This is a genomic window from Candidatus Omnitrophota bacterium, from assembly GCA_016209275.1.
Classification (GTDB): Bacteria; Omnitrophota; Gorgyraeia; order Aquiviventales; family Aquiviventaceae; genus JACQWM01.
This window is the reverse complement of the sequence record JACQWM010000054.1, coordinates 1-21588: the sequence shown is the minus strand read 5'-3', so window position 1 is coordinate 21588 and position 21588 is coordinate 1. Positions and strand designations below refer to the sequence as shown.

The following is a 21588-nucleotide window of genomic DNA, read 5'->3' as shown; positions in this document are numbered from 1 at the left end:
TGATATCGCCCGGAAAAGATGGCCGTGCATCGTTACGCAATCGCTACAGCAATCGCGACGTTCTTCCTGCTCATCGCCGGGAGTCTGGTCACCTCGACAGATTCCGGGCTGGCGGTGCCGGATTGGCCGCTGTCCTACGGCGTGTTCTTTCCCCCCATGGTCGGCGGCATTTTCTATGAGCACGGCCACCGGATGATCGCCGGACTCGTCGGCCTGATGATTTTAGGCTTGGCGGTATGGCTCTGGAGGCGCGAGGACCGCCGTTGGGTGAAGCGCTTGGCCGCGGCGGCGTTGGCGGCGGTCGTCCTGCAAGTCCTGCTGGGCGGGCTGACCGTGCTGCTGCTGCTGCCTCCGCAGATTTCGATTGCGCATGCATGCCTTGGCCAGGCCGTGTTCTGCCTGGTCGTGTGCATTGCGCAGGCGACGAGCCCTGGCTGGGTTGAGCCGCCGGCGCGGCGGGATCATCCGGCAGGACGGACCCTCGGGCGATTCGGGGTGGCGGCCGCTGTGATCGCGGCGATCCAATTGCTGCTGGGAGCCATCATCCGCCACACCGGCTTCGGTGTGTGGTGGCATATTACCGGTGCAGTGCTGCTCATCGGCACCGTCACCGCCGTTTCCCTAACGACAAAACGTTTCGTAGGTCGCCAGGCTCTATGGCGAGGGCATGTGTTACGACTGCATGCGCTGGTGGGAATACAACTCCTTGTGGGTATTGGCGTGTTCTTTTCTCGCGGCTCTGTGCCGCTTCGCACCGTCCATGTCGCGCTCGGCGCGCTGGTGTTGGCGCAAGCCGTGGTGCTCGCCTGGAGCATGCTTCGATGCGCTTCAACGATTACTTCGAGCTCACCAAACCGCGCTTAACGGCGCTGGTGGTCGTGACGACGGCGGCCGGGTGGTGGGTCGCGCTGCGCTCTGTGGAGTTTGCCGCGCAGGCGCTGCCCGTCCTCATCACGACCGCCCTCGTGGTCGGCGGGGCCAATGCGCTGAATCAGTGGGCCGAGCACGCGCAGGATGCGCTGATGCGGCGCACGAAGAATCGGCCGATTCCCTCCGGACGGTTGACGCCAATACAGGCCTATCGCTTCGGCCTCGGCCTCTCCGTCATCGGGTTCATCGGCATGCTCCTCCTGGTGAATGGACTCAGCACGATCATTGCGCTCATCAGTTGGGCCATCTATGTGCTCGTCTATACGCCGCTGAAACGGCAGACCCCCCTGTGCACCTTGGTCGGGGCCATTCCCGGAGCCTTGCCGACGCTGATCGGCTGGACCGCGTCAGGCCGTTCGCTGGCCGTGGAGGCGGCAGCGCTCTTCGCCATCCTGTTTGTGTGGCAGCTGCCGCATTTTCTGGCCCTGGCGGTGCTGTATCGCGACGATTATGCGCGCGCAGGATTTCGGATGCTGACCGTGATGCAACCGGAAGGCGATGTGACGGCTCGCCAAATGGCGTGGTATGCCGCGGTGCTCGTGCCCTTGAGCCTGTTGCCGGCCATGATGGGGTTGGCCGGTTCGTCGTATTTTTACGGGGCCTTAGTACTCAGCGGATGCTTGTGCGCGGCAGCGCTGCGCACGGCCGTGCGCAGCTCGCAAGCCGCGGCGCGGCAGCTGTTTCACGCGTCGATTGCGTATCTGCCGCTGTTGCTCGCGCTGCTCGCGGTGAGCCGTCCGCCGGCCGCCGCCGCGTGGTGGTAACACATGGCGACGCAGGCACCCTCATCAGAGCGCAGGGCGGCCGGAGGGCTGGCCCTTGTGGCGATCGGCAGCATCCTCGCAGCACTGTGGTATGGCACGTTGCGGATGCCTTCAGCGCGATGGCTCCCCGACTACGGCCCCGTGCCGCCGTTTCGCCTGGTCGATCAGCAGCAGCACGCGGTGACCAACGCGCACTTGACCGGGTCCGTGTGGGTCGCCGATTTTATCTTCACGCGCTGCGCCGGCCAGTGTCCGTTGATGAGCGGACGCATGGCGCAGCTGCAGGCGGCGTTTCGTGACGAGCCGCGCGTGCGATTGGTGTCCTTATCGGTGGATCCTGCGCGCGATACGCCCCAGGTATTGGCCGACTACGCGAGCGCCTATCAGGCGGATCCCGCGCGGTGGCGCTTCTTGACCGGCGACATCGAGGCGGTGCGGCGCCTGAGCCAAGACGGTTTTCATCTCGGGCTCAGCGAGGGCGGCACGGCCGCTGAACCGATCCTCCACAGCGTGAAACTGGTCTTGGTGGATCCGCAGGGGAGCATCCGCGGCTACTATGACTCGACGGACGCCAAGGCTCTTCGGCAGCTCCAAGCCGATGCCCGGCAACTTGCGCGGAGGGGATCGAATGGGCGGCGTTGATGTCCCGGCATTTCATGCCACCCTGAACGCGACAAGCGCTGCGTGTCTAACGGCGGGATGGCGCTGTATCAGGGCCAAACGCATCGCGGCGCATGCCTGCTGCATGATCGGCGCCGCCGTCGCCTCCTCCGTGTTTCTGGTCTCGTACGTGCTCTATCATGCGCGGGTGGGTTCGGTGCCGTACCAGGGCGCTGGGTGGAGCCGCGCGGTCTATTTCGTCCTCTTGATCGTGCACGCGATCCTGGCGGTGGTCATTGTGCCGCTGGCCGCCCGCACCCTGTGGCTGGCCGCGCGCAAGCAGTTTTCCGCGCATCAACGGATCGCGCGCGCCACCCTGCCGCTGTGGCTCATCGTGTGCATCACCGGCTTGCTTGTCTATTGGCTGCTGTACCACGTTTCCGCGGCTGAAGCATGCCCCGGCTGCAAAGAAGCGCTCTTTGAGCCGGGGCAATTGTCGCAGCGGCTCTCGACCGCCAAAGGATTCGCGTTGAGCATCATGCTGCTGCTGGCAGTGCCCGTCGCTCTCGTGGGCGGGCTGACGCTGCGAATCGTTTCGACCGCTCGCCGCCACCGCCACCAGCGGCAGGAGGGGAGCGGTTGACACTCGCGGTCTTTCACGCTAGACTGCCACTACAGTGAACAAGGAGGAATGATGAAATGATGAAACAACGTGTCGGACTGCTCGTGGTGTCGCTGCTGCTCGTCAGCCAGCCGGTGTTCGCGGCGCGCTTACCGGTGCATGAGGCGGCTGAATCATCGGTCTACTCGCGCAAGGCCGGCGGTATGCTGGGGCGCGGTTTGCTCAACGCCGCGACCTGTTTCGTCGATTTGCTCGTGAACACCGTCAATGGAACGAAGTCAGGCCCCCCGTTGGTGGGCACGCTCACCGGGGTCGCCAAGGGAGCCGGCTGCACGGTGCTGCGCGCAGGCTCCGGGGTCATTGATGTGGCCACCTTCTGGGTGCCGGGGTTCAACGGTTTTCCGGTGTCGGACTCGTATGAGGATTGCATGAATGTCGGGCCGACGACGATCAGCGCCAACCCCACCTCCACCCCTGAAGCCTCCATCGCGACGACTCCGACCGGCGAGTCTTCAGAAGGCCAGATCACGGCATCCGAGGGAGCCCCGGGATCGACCACGACTTCCGAAGTGCAGATTCACCGCTCCAAGCGCGTTTGGAAGAAATAACATCGCTCAAGGTTGAAGGCTCAAGGCTGAAGGCAAGGAGATTTCCCTTGAGCCTTGCCCGCATGTCAGACACCTACCTCACCAACGAAGGCCTCGCGAAACTCCAAGCCGAGCACAAAGCGCTCCTCGCCCAGAAGCGCGAGCTGACCGAAGAGGTCAGCAAGGCCGCAGCGATGGGCGATCTGCGCGAAAACGCCGAATATCATGCGGCGCGCGAGCGGCTGCAGCATGTCTCCAAACGCCTCGCCGAGCTCGACGGCAAACTCCAGCGCGTGCAGCTCATCGACGGTCTCGCGATTAAAGACGGGGAAGCCCGCGTTGGCATCAAAGTCACACTGAAGGATCTGCAGACGAACGAGGAATTCAGCTACGTCCTCGTCGGGCCTGAAGAGGCGGATCCGAAAAACGGCAAGCTCTCCATTGCCGCCCCGCTGGGCAAGACGCTGTTAGGAAAGAAGCCAGGCGAGGAGTTTACCCTGACCCTTCCCAAGACGTTGGTGCCGTACCGCATCCTCAAAATCGAACGGGTGTAGCTATGGCTGATCCGCTCGCCCAGCGAAAGTGCAAACCGTGCGAGGGTGGCGCGGCTCCGCTGCCGGAGAACGCGGCTCGTCTGCTGCTCGCTGACGTTCAGGGATGGGAACTCGTCGATGGAACGATGATTCGAAAAACTATCGCCTGCAATGATTTTTTCCACGCCGTCAGTGTCATTCAGCGCATCGCCCCCATTGCTGAAGCCGAAGATCATCATCCGGACTTGCATCTGACGAATTATCGAAAGCTGACGATTGAATTGTCGACGCACGCCATCGGCGGGTTGTCGGAGAACGATTTCATCCTCGCCGCGAAGATCGACCAACTGCTGTCTTAGAGCGATATCAGATATGAAATGGCCATTTCATATCTGATATCGAATTGCGAAGGAGGAAGCCATGGCTCTGACCCCATCGACGATGTTGGCCCTCGAGACACCGGCACCGGATTTCAACTTGCCTGATGTGGTTTCAGGCAAGGATGTTTCGCTGAAGACATGGGCCGGGAAAAAAGCGCTGCTGGTCATGTTCATCTGCCGGCACTGCCCCTACGTCGTGCATGTCAAAGGCGAGTTGGCGAAGCTGGGGAGGGATTATGCGAAGCAGGACATCGGGATCGTGGCGATCAGCGCCAATGACGCCGCAGGCTATCCGGATGATGCGCCGAAGAAGTTGAAGGCGATGGCGAAAGAGGAAGGGTTCACGTTTCCGTTCTGTTACGATGAGACGCAAGACGTCGCCAAAGCGTATACCGCTGCCTGCACGCCGGATTTCTTCCTGTTTGGGCCTGACCGCACGCTGGTCTACCGCGGCCAGCTCGATGATAGCCGGCCAGGCAATGGCAAACCGCTTAATGGCAAAGATCTTCGCGCGGCCATCGATGCGGTCTTAGCCGGCACGCCGGTCAGCCCGGAGCAAAAGGCGAGTATTGGCTGCAACATCAAGTGGAAGAAATCTCAAGAGCCAGCGTACTTCAGATAAGGCGAAGGACGAGGCACTTGGCGGAGCCGCCGGCTTTGAGGAATTCCGACAGATCGACGGGGAAGAGGCGAAAGCCCCGCCGAGTGAGTTGGCGCTTCAGTCCCGCCGAACACCCCGACTGCAAGACCACGGCGTCGTTGATGACGATCGCATTGCACACAAACCGCTTGGCATCCTGCTCTGACACATTGATCCGATCTTCCGCCAGCCCCTCGATAACTTTCCGCCCGTAGCGGTCGAACGCCTTCGGATACCACATCACCGTGCGGGCATCCAGCGGGCAGAAGCACGTATCCAGGTGGTAGAAGCGCTTATCCGCCAGCTCCACCGGCAAGACCTCTGCCTTCAGCTTCCTGGCTAGCTCTTCATGGACCGGCTCATCTGATCGAAATCGAAATCCCAGGATCAGCGTGTGATTGAGCCACAGCGCGTCCCCCTCGCCTTCGAAATCAAATCGGTTGCTGAGGGTGGCAATCCGGAATTTTTTCCGGCGGAAATACCGCTCGATGATCGGCTCTTCCTGCTGCCGCTGCAGGTAGCGAAAGTTGCTGCGGATCAGCATGCGGCCCTGGACCAGCCCGGCGTTGGCGGTGAACACGAGGTCGGGCACACCGCGATGCGGCGGCAGCAGTTCCACGCGCGCGCCGAGCTCGTTAGTGAGCACCTGATACAGCCGGTTCCACTGCGCGACCGCTCGCGCATGATTCGCTGGACGCTTCAGACTCATCCACGGATTGATTTCGTAGGCGATGGAGTAGTACGTGGGAGGACACATCAACAACCGGGGTGGCCAAGTGGCCAAGTGGCCGAGTGGCCCAGTCATCAGACGTGGAGGGCGTGGGTCAGTTCGCGGAGGAACGATTCCGTGTCGGAGACGATGCCAATACCCTGGAAGGTGCCGCGGTCAGAGAGCTTCGTGACGACGGAGGGGTTGATGTCCACGCACACCGTCTTGACCGTGGCCGGCAGCATGTTGCCCGTGGCAATGGAATGCAGGGTCGAGGCGATCATCAGCGCCATGCCGACGTTGGGGATGAAGCGCCGCATCGCATCTTGCGCGCTGATCGTATCCGTGATCACATCCGGCAGCGGGCCATCGTCGCGAATGGAGCCGGAAAGGACAAACGGCACGCGGCGTGTGACGCACGCGTGCATAATCCCGCGCTTCAGCACGCGGCGGCGCACCGCATTGCGGATGCTGCCAAGATTGCGGATGGTGTTGATGGCGCGCATGTGGTGATCGTGGCCGTCTTTGACCGGCTCGCCGCGATCCAACTGGACCCCGAGCGACGTCCCGTACAACGCCGACTCAATGTCATGGGTCGCGAGGCCGTTGCCGGCGAACAGGACATCGACATAGCCGGCGCGAATGAGCCGCTCCACATACGGCCCGCTGCCGGTGTGCACGACGGCTGGTCCGAGCACGAGCAAGATGTGTTGGCGCGTTCGTTTGATGGCGCGCATCTCTTTCGCTAATCGTTGAATCAGTTGGGCCTTGGGTTTTTCCGAGGACACGGCGCTCCCCATAAACTGAAAGACTTCAGCGGCTCGAGCGCGCTCCAACGGCGTGACTTTCACCCCCTCGGCTCCGCAGACCACCCAGTCGCCTTTCCGAACGCTCGCCAGCGCCGTGCAGGTCGCCGCCCCGGTGGAGGGATTCACGGCGACGCCGCAATCCATTTCGATGCGGGCGACTCGACGCCACCGGCCGCGGAATCGAATGTCCGTCGGGAGATTGGTGGTCGAGTAAAACGCCGGGGGGAAGACCCCGTCTTTCGGGGCCCGCGTTAATTGCACGTCCTTCAGATACAGCGGTGTGGCTCCCAGCCGAGCAATGCGCTTCAAGATTTGCTGAAGGCGGTGGTGCGAGTCGGCCTGGATCCGCAGGCGGGCGGTGGACGTGTCGGTCTTCCGCTTACCGATGCGGATGTCGAGGATCTCGAACGTGCCGGAGCAATCCATGATCTCATCCAGCACTTTCGGAAGGATCAGCGAGTCGATGATATGTCCTTGGACGTGCACGACTTCTGAAGCCATGGCATCTGTAGTATAGCATGGAAAATAGGGTACACTACCAGCATGCGCGACTCCCCCAACGCAACCCCGCCATTGGATGCGGACCGCGTAGAAGAGCACACACAGGCGATCGGCCGCGAGCTGTTTACGTCGGCGAAGCGCCAGCACGCGCATCTCTCGGTGCTCAACCGATGGACTGCGCAAGTGCTCTCCTGGTGCTTATCGGGTCGCGAGCTCAAAAGCCGCGTGCTGCGATTTGTCGACGTGCTTCCGAGCCTCAAAGATCCCCGCGATGTGGCCCGGCATGTGCGCGACTATTTTCCGCCGGATTTCCGCCTGCCCGTGGCCCTTCGCTTAGGCACGCGGCTCGCCGACCAAGGGCTGCTCACCCAGCGAGCCTTGACCGGTGTCGTCCATCAGCTCGTGGCGCAAGTCGCGAAACAATTCATCGCGGCCGCCGATCCTGGAGGGGTGTCGGATGCCGTGCATATGTTGGCGTTGCGCGGGGCTGCGAGCAGTTTAGATGTGCTGGGCGAGCAAATACTCAGCGAGCAGGAGGCCGACCGCTACGTGACCCAGTGCCTGACCGTGTTAGAGGAAGCGGCGAAGGCCTATGCGCAGTTGCCGCCGTCGGTCTTGCCGGTGGTCTGCGGGCCGCGGCTGAGCGTGTCGATCAAACCCTCCGCGTTGACCCCCCGATTCGACCCCATCAGCCCGGAGGACAGCGTCGAGCGGGCGTGCCGACGGCTGCTGCCGGTCCTCAAGACGGCGAACGATCTCGGCGGCATCGTCTATCTCGACATGGAGCAGTATGAGCTGCGCGACCTGACACTGCACCTCGTCAAGCATCTCTTGGTGCATCCCCAAGCCGGTTCGCACGCCACGCTTGGCATGGTCATCCAAACATATCTCAACGATGCCGAGATGATCGTTGAAGACCTCTTGGAGTGGCTGCAGCGCCACGAACGGTCGCTCACGATCCGACTCGTCAAGGGGGCCTATTGGGACTATGAGGTGGCCCTGGCCCGGCAGTGCCATTGGCCGATCCCGGTCTATCAGCAGAAGGCTCAGAGCGATGCCACATTCGAGCGGCTTACGCGGCGCCTGCTGCGCGCCCATCCGCTCGTGACAACGGCGATCGCGTCCCATAATGTGCGTTCGATTGCGCATGCCATGGCGGTGGCCGAGGGGCTCCGCGTGCCGAAGTCGCAGATGGAATTTCAACTGCTCTATGGCATGGGCGAGGCGATCGAAGCGGCCGTCATGTCGATGGCGTATCCCGTGCGAATTTACACGCCGATTGGCGATCCGATTCCCGGCATGGCCTATTTGGTGCGCCGACTATTGGAAAACAGCGCCAACGATTCCTTCTTGCGCCATGATTTCTTCCAAGAACGCACGGCAGAGGAATTGCTCGCATTACCGGAGGACGTCCCGACGCGGAGCGAGCCCGCGCACCAGCAAGCCATCGGCGACGCCGGAGCCATGGCGGGGGAACCCTGGCTCAATTTTTCAAACGCCTCCACTCGCCAGCAGATGGCGGCAACACTCGCCGCGGTCAAGGCCAAATTCGGCGCGACGTATCCACTCCAGACGGCTGCGGGCTCATCGCCCGCGCCTCAGCAGCGCATCAGTCGCAATCCTGCCCGGCCGGATGACGTCCTCGGGCAGGTTCACTTGGCCACTCGAGACGATGTGGATCAGGCCGTGCGCGCGGCTGAATCCGCGGCGCTCGCGTGGGGCAGGCAGCCGGTCGCCGCGCGCGCCGATATTCTGCGGCGCGCCGCAGGGCAGCTGCGCGCCCACCGCATGGAACTTGCGGCATGGGAGGTCTTCGAAGTCGGCAAGACGTGGCGTGAAGCCGATATCGACGTCGTCGAGGCCATCGAGTATCTGGAGTACTACAGCCAGCAGATGCTGCTCCTTGCCGATGGCAAACGCCTGCCGCAGCTTCCCGGCGAGCAGAATACGTATCGATATGTGCCGCGGGGCGTGGCGGCCGTGATTGCGCCGTGGAATTTTCCTTCGGCGATCTTGATGGGCATGACATCGGCCGCACTCATGGCCGGCAATCCCGTGATTGTCAAACCGGCTGCGACCGCATCCATTGTGGCCTCGCATCTCATCCGGCTGTTGCGAGAAGCCGGCGTGCCTGAGGCGGTTGTGCAGTTGCTTCCCGGGGTCGGAGAGGACATGGGGGCAGCGCTCGTGGCGCATCCGCAGATTCGCGCGGTGCTCTTTACCGGTTCGCGGGCCGTCGGGCTCTCGATTATTGAAACCTGCGGCAAGCGCGCGCCCGGGCAGCGGTTTGTGAAGCAGGCGATCGTGGAAATGGGCGGCAAGAACGCCATCATCGTGGATGCGGACGCGGACTTAGACGCCGCCATCGCGGGCACGCTGCGCTCGGCCTTTGGCTATGGGGGGCAAAAATGCTCAGCCGCCTCGCGCGTCATCGTGCACGAGGATATCTATGACCGCTTTCTGGCTCGACTGATTGCGGCGACGGATCGTCTCGTGCTGAATGACCCGGCTGATCCCGCCACGGATCTCGGGCCGTTGATTGACGAGAGCGCGCAGAAGCGATTGCAGGCAGCACTCGCGCGCGCGGAGCGCATCGCCCAGGTGGCGTATCGGTATCCGGCCTCGCGCGTGCCGGCGAGCGGCTTTTTTTTCGGGCCGGCCATCGTCACGGATGTGCCGCCGCAGGATCCGCTGGCCCAAGAGGAATTATTCGGACCGCTCGTGTGCGTGTTTCGTGTGCGCAGCCTTGAGGACGCCCTGACGATGGCCAATGACACGGACTACGCGCTGACCGGCGGGATCTACTCGCGCTCCCCGGCGAACATCGCGCGCGCGATTGAGGCCTTTGATGTCGGCAATCTCTATATCAATCGTCCGATTACCGGGGCGATGGTGGGGCGGCAGCCGTTTGGCGGCCACCGGCTCTCCGGGTTGGGAACCAAAGCCGGCGGCCCGGACTATCTGCTGCACCTCTTGCTGCCGAAAACCGTCTGCGCGAATACCGCGCGCCACGGCATGCCGCTGGAATAAGTGGCCGAGTGGCCGTGGCCAAGATCGTGTATACTAGACGGGCAGAGCGACTGCCCACAAAGGAATATCTGATGAGTGCCTATGGTTTGCGAGCGCTGGTCATGGTCATCGGTCTGCTGACGGCCCTGGGTCTGGCGGATACGGCCGGGGCGCAGAAGATTGAGTTGAAGGAAGGGCAACAGCTCGAAGGGCAGATTGTGCAGCGCGATGGCGACGACGTGGTGCTGCAGGTGCCGAGCGCCTCCATCGACGTGCGGCTCAAGAGCGGAGCATCGCTGCCGGTGAGTGGGATGCAAGCCCAAGGAGACCAGACCTATCTGCGCTTGCCGAGGAGCCTGATCAAGTTGGCGGATGGCAAGCCGCTGCCGCCTCCGGTCATGGCCGGCACCCCCGCCCCGGATTTCACCGCCGTGGATCTCTCCGGCGCACCCCACTCCATGGCGAAGAATCGCGGCCAGGTGACGCTGCTGCAATTTTGGGCTACCTGGTGCCCCCATTGCCGCGCGGATCTTTCCAAGATGAAAGCGCTGTATGCGCGAGAGCAGCCGAACGGCTTACGATTGCTGACGGTGGGTGGGGATCAGAATGTCACGGAGCTCAAGACGTTTGCGGCGAAAGAGCAGATCCCCTATCCGGTGATCGCCGGAGCCGCGCATCCGGAGATCGCAGAAAAATACGAAACCCAGGGCATCCCCGCCTATTTCCTCGTGGATGCCAAGGGCGTCATCGTCAAAACGTGGAGCGGGTCGCTGACCGAAGGCTCCAACACCGATTTTGACGCCGAGCTCACCAAGCTTCTTTCCGCAAGCACCCAAAAGTGACAGTCACTTGTTGCGTTCGAGTGCCTCCAACTGCTGCTGGAGATTCTTCCAACTCACGGAATTTTTCGGATAGAGCTTCTGCGCCTCCAGTAATCGGCGTCGCTGTTCTCCGGTTTTCTCATGTATTATTGGGGTGCTGATCGCTGATGGCTGATCGCTGATGGCTGATTCGGCCAGATGGCGCGCGAGATATTCTGCTCGTACCGTGGAGTAGGGATGGGTTCGGAGAAAAAGAGACGGCGTATCAAACCGTGAGAAATTGTTGAGCACGTCCAGCGCGGCTTGCGGATCGAACCCCGCCCGCTGCACATACCGCACCCCCAGCTGATCCGCCTCCAATTCTTGCTCCTGGCTATACCCGCTGACCGCCACTTGCTGCAGCATGGATGCCACATCCAAGGCGAGCCGTCCAGCCCCCTGGGCGCCTTCGCTGGCTCCCCGCGTGGCCACGGCCACACCCGCCTCCGCGAGCCCGATGAGCAATTGTTGCCGCTGCAAATAGCGATACCGTTTCACCAAGTGCTGCGCCACCGTATGGGCGAGCTCATGTCCGATAATAAAGGCCAGCTCATCCGGGCGGCTGCCGCGGCTGGAGAGATACTGGAACATCCCGGTGGAGAGGTAGATGCGCCCATCGGCCAGGGCGGCGGCGTTGGGATCTTGGTCGCGATACACATACGCCCGGTAGCGCAGCGACGGACGCTCTGTCACATGGCTGAGCCGATCCACGATGGACTGCACCGGCAGGCGCGCGAGTTCCTCAGACGGCCCGATGGGGCTCGCCCCTTGCTGCGTGAATTCTTTGGCCTGGATGGCGCTGATCGTTCGCTCAATTTCCAGCGCGTCGAACGATTCTTCCGGCATCGGCGCGGGACGAATGGCGTATTGAGGAGCGGCACACCCTGCTAAAAGATAGAGCGATATCAGATATCGCGGATACCGCGATATCTGATATCGTCTTTGTTTACCCCATCCGCAGTTGGGCTTCGGCATCGATGACATCCCGGTTGATGCGACGAAACGCCTTCATGGCGGTCGCCTGCAGGGTCGGATCGCTGGCCGGCGATTCCGCCAGCTGCCGCAATAGTTGGACCGACATGCGGAAATACCGGACGATTTCTCCTTCATCCACCTCGCAGAGGCGCGTCAATTTTTCAAACGGCGCGTTCGACATCCAGGCTTCCATCGCATACGACAAATGAAACGCCGGAGCTTTGGTTTTTGGCATGACCTGGTAGCGAGCTTCCATTTTATGAATGCGCGCCAGCGGCTCCTCCGCGGCATGGGCCAGCCGCAGGGCCAGCCGGTGGCGTTTGGGCGGTCCCATCCGAGGCCGCGGTTCATACACGACCGCGGCCATCAGCACGGCCAGCGAGACCGGATCCAGATGGGTCAGTTCGCCCTTCATGTAGAGTTCCGTCAGCAGAAGTTCGTATCCGTAGACCCACGCGCCGAAATCGCCTTTCGGCGTGAGGCGCTCCGCCGTGAGATAGCTCATGGCGTGCAGCAAGTCCAGTTTGCGTTCCATCACGGCCAGCCCCGCCGCGCGCCGCTCGCCGCTGGTTTGGAAGTAATACAGCGTCTTGGGAAATAGCGAGAGCAGCCCGCGCCCATGCCGCCGGTACAAATTGAGCAGCGTGGCATACGTGGTGTTGAAGCGGCTGCGCACCGGCTCCGGTGCTCCGGAGAGCAGGCGCGTGACCTCGGGAAACGTCACGTGGCTTGGATTGATTCGCAGGTAGGCGAACCCGGCGTCGTCCATCCCGCGCCGCCCGGCCCGGCCGGCCATCTGCAGGAACGCCCGGCGGCGCAGCATCTCAAACCCGCTGTCCGCGCGTTTTTGGATCGCATCCAGCACAATGCTGCGCGCCGGCATGTTAATCCCTAAGGCGAAGGTTTCCGTCGTGACGATGAGTTTCAGCAGGCGGCTCGTGAAACAGCGCTCCATCACTTCCTTCGCGGTCGGCAACATGCCGGCGTGATGGTAGCCCACGCCGCGATTGATGAGCCGGCCGAGCGTTTCGATGGTGCGATCCTGACGAATCTGAAACTGCGCGCACAGCGCCTCGAATTGCCGTCGCAGGATCTCCTGCTCCCTCGGCGAGACCAGATGACGGTCGGCGACTTCTTGCGCCAAATCTTCCGCGCGCCGCCGGCCAAAGGTGAACAGGATGCACGGCAGATGATCGCGCTGGCGCAGCTCATCGATGAGCCGGTCGAGGCGGTTGGCGTGGATGAGCTGCTCGTGATGATGCCCGTACCCTCGGTGCCGGGGCATTCGCAGGGAATCATGCCCGTGGTAGCCCTCGCGTTTGAGTTCCGCCAGGCTCGTCATCACCCGGTTTTGGCATTGAAACAGGGTGGTCAGCGGCACAGGCCGGTGCGTTTCTTCGATGACCGCCACCTCCCGCTGATGCACGGTGCGGATCCACTGCGCGATCTCATGGACATTCGGGATCGTGGCGGAGAGGGCGAGCAGGTTGATCTGCGGCGGCGTGAAGAGAATCGATTCCTCCCACACCGTGCCGCGCTCCTCGTCATCCAAATAGTGGATCTCATCGAAAATGACCCAGCGATAGGCGGCCAGCCGATCAGGATTTTCCAGCAGCGTGTTGCGGTAGATTTCCGTGGTCATGATGATGAGGGGGGCTTGCGGGTTGATGGTGACATCGCCGGTGAGGATGCCCACGTTGTCGCCGTGCAGGGCGGAGAAGTCGCGGAATTTCTGGTTGCTGAGCGCCTTAATCGGGGCGGTGTAGATCACCCGCTGCTTCTCCTGCAGCGTCCGCTCAATGACATAGTCGGCGAGCACGGTTTTGCCGCAACCGGTCGGGGCGGCGACGAAGACGGAGACCTTGCGGTCGATCGCCTCGATCGCTCGCTGCTGAAACGGATCGTAGGGAAAGGGGTGGAGCTGGCTCATCAGTATTCATTGTATAATACGCGCCATGGAACGTCAGAACTTCTCACCGCGATTGGGGGCATTGACTTTCAGGTGCCGGGTGTTTAAGCTGGATTCGTGATGTCCGCTCCGATGATGCGATTTGGCTCAGGCATGAGCGACGCCGCCAGCGCTCCTGAAGCCGCCGATACGGCGGTGCGGCAAGCGCTCGAGCCGTTGGCCGGATTGCCGCCGCATCTTGCCGTGGTGTTTGTCTCGCCGATCTATCGCGCCTCCTGGCCAGACCTCCTGTATCGGATGCGCGAGCAGATGCGGCCCGCGGCGCTGATTGGCTGCAGCGGCAGCGGCATCATCGGCGGCGGCCAGGAGCTGGAGTGGGTGCCGGCGATTTCCATCATGGCCGCGCATCTGCCCCAGGTGCGCGTGTTTCCGTTTACCATCACACCCCAGGAGCTGGAGGACTCTTCAGTCGGCGGATTCTGGATTGATAAAATCGGGGCCGCGCCTGAGGCGAAACCCAATATTCTCCTCTTCGCGGATCCCTTGACGATTCCCGCGGACAAGCTGCTCGATGAGCTGAATGCGACCTACCGGAACCGGCCGATCAGCGGCGGGATGGTCAGCGGCGGCAATGAGCCGGGCGAGCATGTGCTGTTTTCCGGCGATGCCGTCATGCGCGAGGGGGCGGTGGGTGTGGCCCTGACCGGCAGCGTGTCGATGGACACCGTCATTTCGCAAGGCTGCCGCCCGATTGGGCGGCCCTTCATCGTGACGAAAGCCGAGGAGCATGTGATCTGGCAGCTCGGCGGCCGCCAAGCGCTGGCCGCCCTGCATGAGGTGCTCTCAGCGCTGCCGGTGGGGGATCGCGAGCTGGCCCAGCAAGGCTCGGTGTTTGCGGGCCTGGCCATGACAGAAATGCGCCAGCAGTTCGTCTCCGGGGATTTCTTGATCCGCAACATCGTCGGCATCGATCCCGAAACCGGCGCCATCGCCGTGGCGGATCAGATCGAAGTGGGGCAAACGCTGCAGTTTCAATTGCGCGACCCCAGCGCGTCCCGGCAAGAGTTGCGACGATTGCTGTGTCAGCGTGGCGAGGCCGCGACCCTCAGTCCAGCCGCCGGCTGCCTGCTATTTTGCTGCACGGGGCGGGGCAAGGCGCTCTACGGCATGCCGCATCAAGACGTGCGCACCATCCAGACCATCAGCGGCAAGATCCCGATCGGCGGGTTTTTCTGCAACGGCGAAATCGGCCCCATCGGGGGCACCAACTTCCTCCACAGCTATACGGCAAGCCTGGCGCTCTTTCGTCCGCTCGCCAAACCCATTCCGCATCGCGAGAGCTCAACCCAAGCCGTCGCGTAAAAGCGAAGAGCGATATCAGATATCGAATTCGATATCTGATATCGCCTTGATCGCCTGGAAGACGAAGATGCGACATTCCCAGATCCTGATCTTAGGCGGTGGCATCATCGGGACTGCGCTTGCCGAAGAGCTGGCCCGTCGAGGGAAGCATGTCACGCTCATTGAGCGCAGCACCGTCGGCGCCGAAGCTTCCTCGGCCGCAGCCGGCATCCTGGCTTCCCAAGTTGATCTCGTTGAGCCCGGTCCGCTGTTTGATCTCTGCCAGCAGGGACGCGCGATGTATCCGGCGTGGGTGGCGCGCCTTGAGCGCGCCTCAGGCATCTCTGTCGGCTACCACAAAGACGGCATCCTCTATATCGCACGCACCGCGAGCGAAGAGCGGGTCATGCAGCGGCGCATCCGCTGGCAGCAGACGTTGGGCGTGCGCGTGAAGGTGTGGTCGCCGGCGCAGGTCCGCCGTCATGAGCCGGCCATCGATGCCGACATCTGCCGAGGATTTTTCTTTCCCGATGATGCGCAGGTGGATAACGCGGTTCTGATGCAGGCTCTGGCTCGTGCTTGCCGCGTCGCCGGCGTCTCAGTGCGCGAGCATACGACTGTGCGACGGTTGCTCGTGCGCCAAGGGGTTGTCCGCGGCGTTGACACAGACCGCGGTCGGATGGAAGCTCCTGTCGTGGTGAACTGTCTGGGCAGCTGGGCGCCGCTCGGGGGGCGGTTTCCGGTGCCGGTGCCGGTTGAGCCGGTGCGTGGACAGATTCTCGTCTTCCGTGGGCCACGCGGTTTGCTGCGCCATTCGGTGATGACTGAGCACGGCTACATGGTGCAGCGGCGCGATGGCCGGATCCTGCTTGGTTCAACCGTAGAGCATGTGGGGTATGACAAGTCGCTCACGGTGGAAGGGATGCACAAGATTTTGAGCGGCCTTCGGCGATTTTCCAGCGCGATCAACCACTGTACCTTCGTGGAGTCCTGGGCCGGCCTGCGGCCCTACAGCCGAACCCATCAGCCAGTGATGGGCCCAACACGCATCGCAGGGTTGTACCTCGCCACCGGCCACTTCCGCCACGGGATTCTTCTCGCACCCGTGACTGCCCACGTGATCACGGAGTTGCTGCTGCACAGACGCTCCAGCTGAGAATTGCTAGCATTTCGTCCCGCTCCCTTGACAGGGCGCAGAATGTTGTGGTATGTATTGAGACACATTCAGTTGCTCTTTTATAAAGCCAATCATTCAGACGACCGAAAAGGCAAACCTACGGTAACGTAGGGGCGCAAAGCTACGGGTCCTGAGAAGGATTGCCGAGCTGCCGAAGCGTTGGTAGCTCGGCCTTTTTATTCGCCTTTATCATCATACGTTCTAGAAAAACTGGAGGTGCAGCATGAGTCGTCTGCGAAAGCTTCTACGTGTTCTCGTTTTTTGCGTGTCTGGTGTTGAGTATTCTCCGCAGTATCTCTGCGCACGACAAGCCCCTCTCAGATTGCGAACGGTCCTCGCGTCTTTGCTGACACTGGGGTTGTCGAGCGTTTCGCCCGTTCCCGCAACGGCCGCGACGGATCCCTCTGAGTCCCCAACGCCGGTGATCGTCTCCACGACCGATGGATTGATGAACCCGCGGTCGATCGCGGTCTCCGGAGATTATGCGTACGTCGCCAGCCGCAGCAACAACACGTTAGTCATCTATGACATCGCTGACCCGGCAAAATTCCTGAAGGTCTCAGCGACGCCCACCTGCTTTGACGGCACGCAGGTGGTCCTCGATGGGTCTCGTCTCTTCTTGGTCTGCAATAATAACGGGGTGACGGATATTTTTGATGTGTCTTCTCCCATAGCTCCGAAGAAACTCGGTGTGGTGAATACCTTCAGCCGAGGCAACCCTGTGGCGGCGAAGGTGGTGGGTTCCTACTTGTATGTCGCCGACATGAACTATCTGACGGACCAAGGGACTCTACTCATGTTTCTCGTGTACGATGTCTCCAAGCCTGCCACGCCGGTCTTGGTGGGCACGGTCCAAAAACCCAGTCCGACAATCGCGATGGCGCTTGACGTGTCGGGCAACTACGCCTATGTCTACGCCTCGACCTACTCGATCAAGGACAATCGAGTGTACCCCGCGCTCTTCGTGATTGACATCGCCAATCCCCGAGCACCGGTGATCAGAAGCATCTTCGAAGTCGGCACCTATGGTCCGTTTGGCGTCCAGGTGCGCGGGTCGCGGGCGTACGTCGTTGATGGGAAAGCGTTGTTCGTTGTGGATATCGCGAATCCTCTTGCACTAAGACTGTTGGCGTCTCTTCCAACGACGAGCACGAGTCTCTTTCTCCTCGAGCCGCATCTCTACACATTGACGGCTGAGAGCACCGTCGAAGTCTTCGATATTTCGATCGCTTCCGCGCCACGGCTCATCACGTCGATTACGCTGCCCCCGATCCAAGGCAGTGCCGTGCTCTCGATCACCTTGCCGAGCGCTCGCGTGTTTACCGCGGGGTGGGGTTCGATCACCGCCGCACTGCTGCCAGCCGTCCCGGAGCCACCCGCCCCCACACCGAACCAACCGCCCACGTTAGATGTGATTGGCAACAAGAGTGTGGCCGAAGGCAGCACCGTGGCCTTCACCATCAACGGTCACGATCCCGAGGGTGGGGTCGTGACGTATGCAGCCAGCGGGTTGCCGCAAGGGGCGAGTTTCAATCCTGCTACCCGGCTCTTCAGTTGGACTCCAAGCTACACGCAGGCCGGTCGATATACGGTGACGTGCACCGCGACCGATCCCGAGGGTCTGACGGCTAGTCAGACGAGCACGATCACCGTCACGAACGTGAACCGCCCGCCAGTCCTCGCCCCCATCGGAAACAAGACGGTGGAATTACGGCAAACCGTCAATGTTACCATTAGCGCCACCGACCCGGACGGAGACGCCCTGACATACAAGACCAGCGTCTTGCCGCCTGGGGCGAGCTTCGACGCCGCCACGCGGACGTTCCGCTGGACGCCCACGTCTCCGAGTGTCTTCGTCGGCCGTCATTCGGTGACCTTCACTGTCAGTGACGGCGCGCTGACGGATGGGGAAATCATATGGATCTTGGTGAACCCAAGCACCAGCAGCATCAATGACCCGCCCCAGATCTACGCTGCCTCCGTCTATCCCTCCCGTACCGTGAAGGTGGGCCAGCGGGCCTTTGTCTGGTTCGCGGCGTACGATCCAAATCCCGATACGCTGACGATGACGCTCAGCGGCGTGCCGGTGGGTGCGACGGCGTTGTCAGGGTATGCGGTGAGCTATAGCTGGGGAGCGTATAATTATCGCTGGTTCTACTGGACGCCCACCGCCGCACAGGTGGGGACCCAGACCATCCGTGCGGACGTCACGGACGGGCGCGGCGGCACGGTCTCGCGTGAGGTGACGGCCACGGTCGTGAAGTAATCGTGCCACTTGAACGATCTGCTCATCGCCCGCCTGATGGCCGAGCTGATCCTTCACGGCCATCGATCAATGGACCTCACCGCGTTGTCGCTCAGCCACGTCCCTGCGTGCTGAAGACGCTTGACGCGGGATGAAAAATTATGTATAGTTTAGATATACATATTGGAGGATTCGATGAGAGCGAGCATTGTGGAATTACGTTATCGGATGCACGACGTGCTGAAGGCCCTGGATCGGAATGAAGAGGTGCGCATTGTTTATCACGGCAAATTGAAAGGCATTCTCCGGTCCAGCACACGACATGCTGCTCGACGCATTGTCCAACACCCCTTCTTCAACATGCGGCAGGGGAGGCAGACGGTGCGGGAGGAGATGGAGAAGCTGCGGGGAGGGCGATACCGTGATCTTTGACACGGATATCTTTATCTGGATCCAGCGAGGCCATGTCGAGGCCGCTCGGCTGGTCTCCAAGGACGAGGAGCGGTTGCTCTCCATTCAGACGTATATGGAGCTCCTCCAGGGTGCGACGAACCCCGCGCAGCATGATACCGTGAAGAGTTTCATCAAAGACTTCGACTTTCGGACCTTGCCTCTGACGGAGAACATCGGACACCGCGCGGCCGTCTATATCGAAGAGTATGCGCTGCGCTACGGCCTGCGGGTGGGGGATGCCATCATTGCCGCGACGGCGGCTGAACAGAACCTCGTGCTGTGCACGAGCAACGCAAAACACTTCCGGCCGATTAGAGAGTTGCAGCTCAAGGTCTTCAAACCCTAGCACGGGGGAAGACCTCTCCCCCATCTTCGCCACCGGACACTTCCGCTATGGGATCAATAATAGCTAATTAGTGGGCGCATAATACTTGACAAAAAAGTCGTGTTACCATACACTTTAAGTATGAAGATCACGGCGCAAGAGGAGTACGGGCTGCGATGCCTCCTGCAGCTGGCCCGGTCCCCGCAGGATGACGTGGTGACCGTCAAGGAGATCGCCGGAAAGGAGGGGCTCTCCAGCGCCTATGTCGAGAAGCTGATGCGCCTGCTCTCCAAGGCCGGGCTGGTGCACAGCGTGCGGGGCATGAGGGGCGGCTATGTGCTCAACCGCTCAGCGAGTTCGATTTCCTTGGGTGAAGTGGTGCGAGGGCTGGGGCGGTTGGAGAGCACCGAGCACATCTGCCACTCCTTCACCGGCAATCTCAGCTCGTGCATCCATTTCAGCAATTGCGGCATTCGCTCGGTATGGTCCGGGCTGACCTCCTACGTCCAAAGTTTTCTCGACAAGACAAACCTCGCAACGCTGCTGGAGAGCGAATACGCCGTCTCCAGCCGGCTGGCGAAGCGGGTAGCCAAATGACGACGAACGAGTCGGGAATGGGCGAATCATTGCTGACCATCAGCGATCTCCACGTGGCCGTGGAGGGCAAGGAGATCTTGAAGGGCGTCTCGCTGACGCTGCGCTCCGGCGAGGTCCACGCGATCATGGGGCCGAACGGCTCCGGCAAGAGCACCTTATCGTTTTGCCTCATGGGGCATCCGAAATATGCGATCACCGGCGGGACGATCCTGTATCGCGGCGAAGACATCGCGTCGCTCACACCGGATGCGCGTGCGCAGAAGGGGCTCTTCCTGGCGTTTCAGTACCCGACGGCCATTCCCGGGGTGACGATCGCGAACTTCCTGCGGGCGGCGATGCGCGGCGTGCGCGGGGCCGATGTGCCGGTGAAGGAATTCCGCTCGACGGTGAAGACGCATCTGAAATCACTGGGGATTCTAGATAGCTTCATGAACCGGTACGTGAACGATGGGTTCTCAGGAGGAGAAAAGAAACGCTTGGAGATCTTGCAGATGGCGGTGCTCAATCCCGCACTGGCCGTCTTAGATGAAACGGATTCCGGACTCGACATTGATGCCTTGAAAACCGTTGCGGCGGGCATCAATGCGCTTCGATCGCCGCAACGAGCGATGTTACTCATCACGCACTATCAGAGGTTACTCAACTATGTACGACCAGACATTGTCCACGTTATGGTGGACGGCCGTATGGTCCGCTCCGGAGGAGCTGAACTCGCACTGGAGCTTGAGGCCAAAGGCTACGAAGGATTTCGACCCCCAATTCAACCCGCAGGCGTTGGCCTTGAAGGAAACTCCTCATGACGACGCCCAAACCTCAGATTGATATCAATCAGGAGTATGAAAAGCTCTACGGCTTCCATGTGGCGGAGCACTCGGTCTTTAAGGCGGAGCGCGGGTTGGATGAGGAGAAAGTCAGACAGATCTCCAGCATGAAAGGGGAGCCGGCGTGGATGCTCGAGCAGCGGCTGAAGGGGTACCGCCACTTCATCGCCAAGCCGATGCCGACGTGGGCGGACACCGAGCTGCTCAACAGCATCCAGTTTGACAACATCTTCTACTATCTGAAGCCCACGGCGAAGCAGGGCGAGACGTGGGATGACGTGCCGGCGGAGATTAAGGAGACGTTCGACCGGCTCGGCATCCCCGAGGCGGAGCGAAAATTCCTCGCGGGAGTCAGCGCACAATTCGAATCGGAATCTGTTTACCACTCCATGCGCGAGGATCTGCAAAAGCTTGGCGTCATCTTTCTCGACATGGATACGGCGCTGAAAGAGCAGCCGGAGATCGTCAAGCGCTACTTCGGCACCATCATTCCCCCAGGCGACAACAAATTCGCCGCGCTCAACACCGCGGTGTGGAGCGGCGGCTCGTTCATTTATGTGCCGAAAGGGGTCAAGGTGGAGATGCCGCTGCAGGCGTACTTCCGCATCAACGCCAAGAACATGGGCCAGTTTGAGCGCACCCTCATCATCGCGGATGAAGGGGCCGAGGTCACGTATTTTGAGGGCTGCACAGCTCCCGTCTACTCGTCGGATTCATTGCATTCTGCCGTGGTGGAACTGATTGCGATGCCGCGCGCGAAGCTCCGCTACGTGACGATCCAGAACTGGTCGAAGAACGTCT

At 61.5% G+C, this 21588-nt stretch carries 22 protein-coding genes and 1 riboswitch; of the genes, 18 read left to right on the top strand and 4 right to left on the bottom strand.

Annotation, left to right across the window (positions count from 1 at the left end):
* The first annotated feature begins 18 nt into the window (after positions 1–18).
* From HY737_07790 to HY737_07755, 8 genes are all read left to right on the top strand, one after another.
* A complete protein-coding gene (locus HY737_07790) occupies positions 19–864 on the top strand; it encodes a COX15/CtaA family protein (GenBank protein ID MBI4598281.1) in 846 nt (281 codons plus the stop codon).
* A complete protein-coding gene (gene cyoE, locus HY737_07785) occupies positions 822–1694 on the top strand; it encodes a protoheme IX farnesyltransferase (GenBank protein MBI4598280.1) in 873 nt (290 codons plus the stop codon). Before HY737_07790 ends, cyoE begins: the two co-directional genes overlap by 43 nt.
* A 3-nt stretch (positions 1695–1697) precedes the next feature.
* Positions 1698–2336 (top strand): SCO family protein, encoded by a 639-nt coding sequence (locus tag HY737_07780; GenBank protein ID MBI4598279.1) that lies wholly within the window; start codon positions 1698–1700, stop codon positions 2334–2336.
* Positions 2323–2937 (top strand): DUF420 domain-containing protein, encoded by a 615-nt coding sequence (locus HY737_07775; GenBank protein ID MBI4598278.1) that lies wholly within the window; start codon positions 2323–2325, stop codon positions 2935–2937. Before HY737_07780 ends, HY737_07775 begins: the two co-directional genes overlap by 14 nt.
* A 56-nt stretch (positions 2938–2993) precedes the next feature.
* The gene (locus tag HY737_07770; protein MBI4598277.1) at positions 2994–3524 is read left to right on the top strand and encodes an exosortase system-associated protein, TIGR04073 family; all 531 of its coding nucleotides are present in this window, start codon (positions 2994–2996) and stop codon (positions 3522–3524) included.
* A 47-nt stretch (positions 3525–3571) separates the two neighbouring features.
* Complete coding sequence (locus tag HY737_07765) at positions 3572–4057, top strand: transcription elongation factor GreA (protein MBI4598276.1); 486 nt, start codon at positions 3572–3574, stop codon at positions 4055–4057.
* 2 nt (positions 4058–4059) lie between these two features.
* The gene (locus tag HY737_07760) at positions 4060–4395 is read left to right on the top strand and encodes a 4a-hydroxytetrahydrobiopterin dehydratase (GenBank protein ID MBI4598275.1); all 336 of its coding nucleotides are present in this window, start codon (positions 4060–4062) and stop codon (positions 4393–4395) included.
* A gap of 61 nt (positions 4396–4456) precedes the next feature.
* Positions 4457–5038, top strand: coding sequence for a thioredoxin family protein (locus HY737_07755; protein MBI4598274.1), 582 nt, complete (start codon positions 4457–4459; stop codon positions 5036–5038).
* Here HY737_07755 and HY737_07750 read toward each other — a convergent pair.
* Together HY737_07750 and HY737_07745 are read right to left on the bottom strand one after the other, a co-directional pair.
* Positions 5031–5813, bottom strand: coding sequence for an amidinotransferase (locus HY737_07750; GenBank protein MBI4598273.1), 783 nt, complete (start codon positions 5811–5813; stop codon positions 5031–5033). The two genes, HY737_07755 and HY737_07750, sit on opposite strands and share 8 nt — an antisense overlap.
* A 47-nt stretch (positions 5814–5860) precedes the next feature.
* Entirely contained in the window at positions 5861–7075 is a 1215-nt protein-coding gene (locus HY737_07745; protein MBI4598272.1) for a TIGR00300 family protein, read from the bottom strand.
* Between the two features lie 42 nt (positions 7076–7117).
* On the opposite strand from HY737_07745, the gene HY737_07740 reads away from it, so the two are divergent.
* Positions 7118–10105 carry a bifunctional proline dehydrogenase/L-glutamate gamma-semialdehyde dehydrogenase gene (locus HY737_07740; protein ID MBI4598271.1) on the top strand — a complete coding sequence of 996 codons (2988 nt, stop codon included), beginning with the start codon at positions 7118–7120 and terminating at the stop codon, positions 10103–10105.
* Positions 10106–10176: 71 nt separating this feature from the next.
* A complete protein-coding gene (locus tag HY737_07735) occupies positions 10177–10926 on the top strand; it encodes a TlpA family protein disulfide reductase (GenBank protein MBI4598270.1) in 750 nt (249 codons plus the stop codon).
* Between the two features lie 3 nt (positions 10927–10929).
* Here the strand turns inward: HY737_07735 and HY737_07730 are convergent, their stop codons facing one another.
* Positions 10930–11790, bottom strand: a complete 861-nt coding sequence (locus HY737_07730) for a M48 family metallopeptidase (GenBank protein ID MBI4598269.1) — start codon at positions 11788–11790, stop codon at positions 10930–10932.
* Positions 11791–11890: 100 nt separating this feature from the next.
* The gene (locus tag HY737_07725; GenBank protein MBI4598268.1) at positions 11891–13849 is read right to left on the bottom strand and encodes a DEAD/DEAH box helicase; all 1959 of its coding nucleotides are present in this window, start codon (positions 13847–13849) and stop codon (positions 11891–11893) included.
* Positions 13850–13948: 99 nt separating this feature from the next.
* On the opposite strand from HY737_07725, the gene HY737_07720 reads away from it, so the two are divergent.
* From HY737_07720 to sufB, 8 genes are all read left to right on the top strand, one after another.
* A complete protein-coding gene (locus HY737_07720) occupies positions 13949–15190 on the top strand; it encodes an FIST C-terminal domain-containing protein (protein MBI4598267.1) in 1242 nt (413 codons plus the stop codon).
* A 67-nt stretch (positions 15191–15257) separates the two neighbouring features.
* Positions 15258–16325, top strand: coding sequence for a glycine oxidase ThiO (gene thiO, locus HY737_07715; GenBank protein ID MBI4598266.1), 1068 nt, complete (start codon positions 15258–15260; stop codon positions 16323–16325).
* Positions 16326–16426: 101 nt separating this feature from the next.
* A riboswitch (cyclic di-GMP riboswitch) is annotated at positions 16427–16502 on the top strand.
* Between the two features lie 292 nt (positions 16503–16794).
* Positions 16795–18612, top strand: a complete 1818-nt coding sequence (locus tag HY737_07710) for a putative Ig domain-containing protein (protein MBI4598265.1) — start codon at positions 16795–16797, stop codon at positions 18610–18612.
* 174 nt (positions 18613–18786) lie between these two features.
* Positions 18787–19023: a type II toxin-antitoxin system Phd/YefM family antitoxin gene (locus tag HY737_07705; protein ID MBI4598264.1), complete on the top strand. Its 237-nt coding sequence runs from the start codon at positions 18787–18789 to the stop codon at positions 19021–19023.
* Positions 19013–19390, top strand: a complete 378-nt coding sequence (locus HY737_07700; protein MBI4598263.1) for a type II toxin-antitoxin system VapC family toxin — start codon at positions 19013–19015, stop codon at positions 19388–19390. Before HY737_07705 ends, HY737_07700 begins: the two co-directional genes overlap by 11 nt.
* A gap of 120 nt (positions 19391–19510) precedes the next feature.
* Positions 19511–19966 carry an Rrf2 family transcriptional regulator gene (locus tag HY737_07695; protein ID MBI4598262.1) on the top strand — a complete coding sequence of 152 codons (456 nt, stop codon included), beginning with the start codon at positions 19511–19513 and terminating at the stop codon, positions 19964–19966.
* Between the two features lie 17 nt (positions 19967–19983).
* Positions 19984–20766, top strand: a complete 783-nt coding sequence (gene sufC, locus HY737_07690; protein MBI4598261.1) for a Fe-S cluster assembly ATPase SufC — start codon at positions 19984–19986, stop codon at positions 20764–20766.
* Positions 20763–21588: Fe-S cluster assembly protein SufB (gene sufB, locus HY737_07685; GenBank protein MBI4598260.1), on the top strand; the 826-nt coding region annotated here is incomplete at its 3' end. The genes sufC and sufB, both read left to right, overlap by 4 nt.

What these genes read in the sequence shown, in the direction of transcription:
- HY737_07790 (MBI4598281.1), top strand. Translation starts at nt 19, where the DNA reads ATGGCCGTGCATCGTTACGCAATCGCTACAGCAATCGCGACGTTCTTC.
- cyoE (MBI4598280.1), top strand. Translation starts at nt 822, where the DNA reads ATGCGCTTCAACGATTACTTCGAGCTCACCAAACCGCGCTTAACGGCG.
- HY737_07780 (MBI4598279.1), top strand. Translation starts at nt 1,698, where the DNA reads ATGGCGACGCAGGCACCCTCATCAGAGCGCAGGGCGGCCGGAGGGCTG.
- HY737_07775 (MBI4598278.1), top strand. Translation starts at nt 2,323, where the DNA reads ATGGGCGGCGTTGATGTCCCGGCATTTCATGCCACCCTGAACGCGACA.
- HY737_07770 (MBI4598277.1), top strand. Translation starts at nt 2,994, where the DNA reads ATGATGAAACAACGTGTCGGACTGCTCGTGGTGTCGCTGCTGCTCGTC.
- HY737_07760 (MBI4598275.1), top strand. Translation starts at nt 4,060, where the DNA reads ATGGCTGATCCGCTCGCCCAGCGAAAGTGCAAACCGTGCGAGGGTGGC.
- HY737_07755 (MBI4598274.1), top strand. Translation starts at nt 4,457, where the DNA reads ATGGCTCTGACCCCATCGACGATGTTGGCCCTCGAGACACCGGCACCG.
- HY737_07750 (MBI4598273.1), bottom strand. Translation starts at nt 5,813, where the DNA reads ATGTGTCCTCCCACGTACTACTCCATCGCCTACGAAATCAATCCGTGG.
- HY737_07745 (MBI4598272.1), bottom strand. Translation starts at nt 7,075, where the DNA reads ATGGCTTCAGAAGTCGTGCACGTCCAAGGACATATCATCGACTCGCTG.
- HY737_07740 (MBI4598271.1), top strand. Translation starts at nt 7,118, where the DNA reads ATGCGCGACTCCCCCAACGCAACCCCGCCATTGGATGCGGACCGCGTA.
- HY737_07735 (MBI4598270.1), top strand. Translation starts at nt 10,177, where the DNA reads ATGAGTGCCTATGGTTTGCGAGCGCTGGTCATGGTCATCGGTCTGCTG.
- HY737_07730 (MBI4598269.1), bottom strand. Translation starts at nt 11,790, where the DNA reads ATGCCGGAAGAATCGTTCGACGCGCTGGAAATTGAGCGAACGATCAGC.
- HY737_07725 (MBI4598268.1), bottom strand. Translation starts at nt 13,849, where the DNA reads ATGAGCCAGCTCCACCCCTTTCCCTACGATCCGTTTCAGCAGCGAGCG.
- HY737_07720 (MBI4598267.1), top strand. Translation starts at nt 13,949, where the DNA reads ATGTCCGCTCCGATGATGCGATTTGGCTCAGGCATGAGCGACGCCGCC.
- thiO (MBI4598266.1), top strand. Translation starts at nt 15,258, where the DNA reads ATGCGACATTCCCAGATCCTGATCTTAGGCGGTGGCATCATCGGGACT.
- HY737_07710 (MBI4598265.1), top strand. Translation starts at nt 16,795, where the DNA reads ATGAACCCGCGGTCGATCGCGGTCTCCGGAGATTATGCGTACGTCGCC.
- HY737_07705 (MBI4598264.1), top strand. Translation starts at nt 18,787, where the DNA reads ATGAGAGCGAGCATTGTGGAATTACGTTATCGGATGCACGACGTGCTG.
- HY737_07695 (MBI4598262.1), top strand. Translation starts at nt 19,511, where the DNA reads ATGAAGATCACGGCGCAAGAGGAGTACGGGCTGCGATGCCTCCTGCAG.
- sufC (MBI4598261.1), top strand. Translation starts at nt 19,984, where the DNA reads ATGGGCGAATCATTGCTGACCATCAGCGATCTCCACGTGGCCGTGGAG.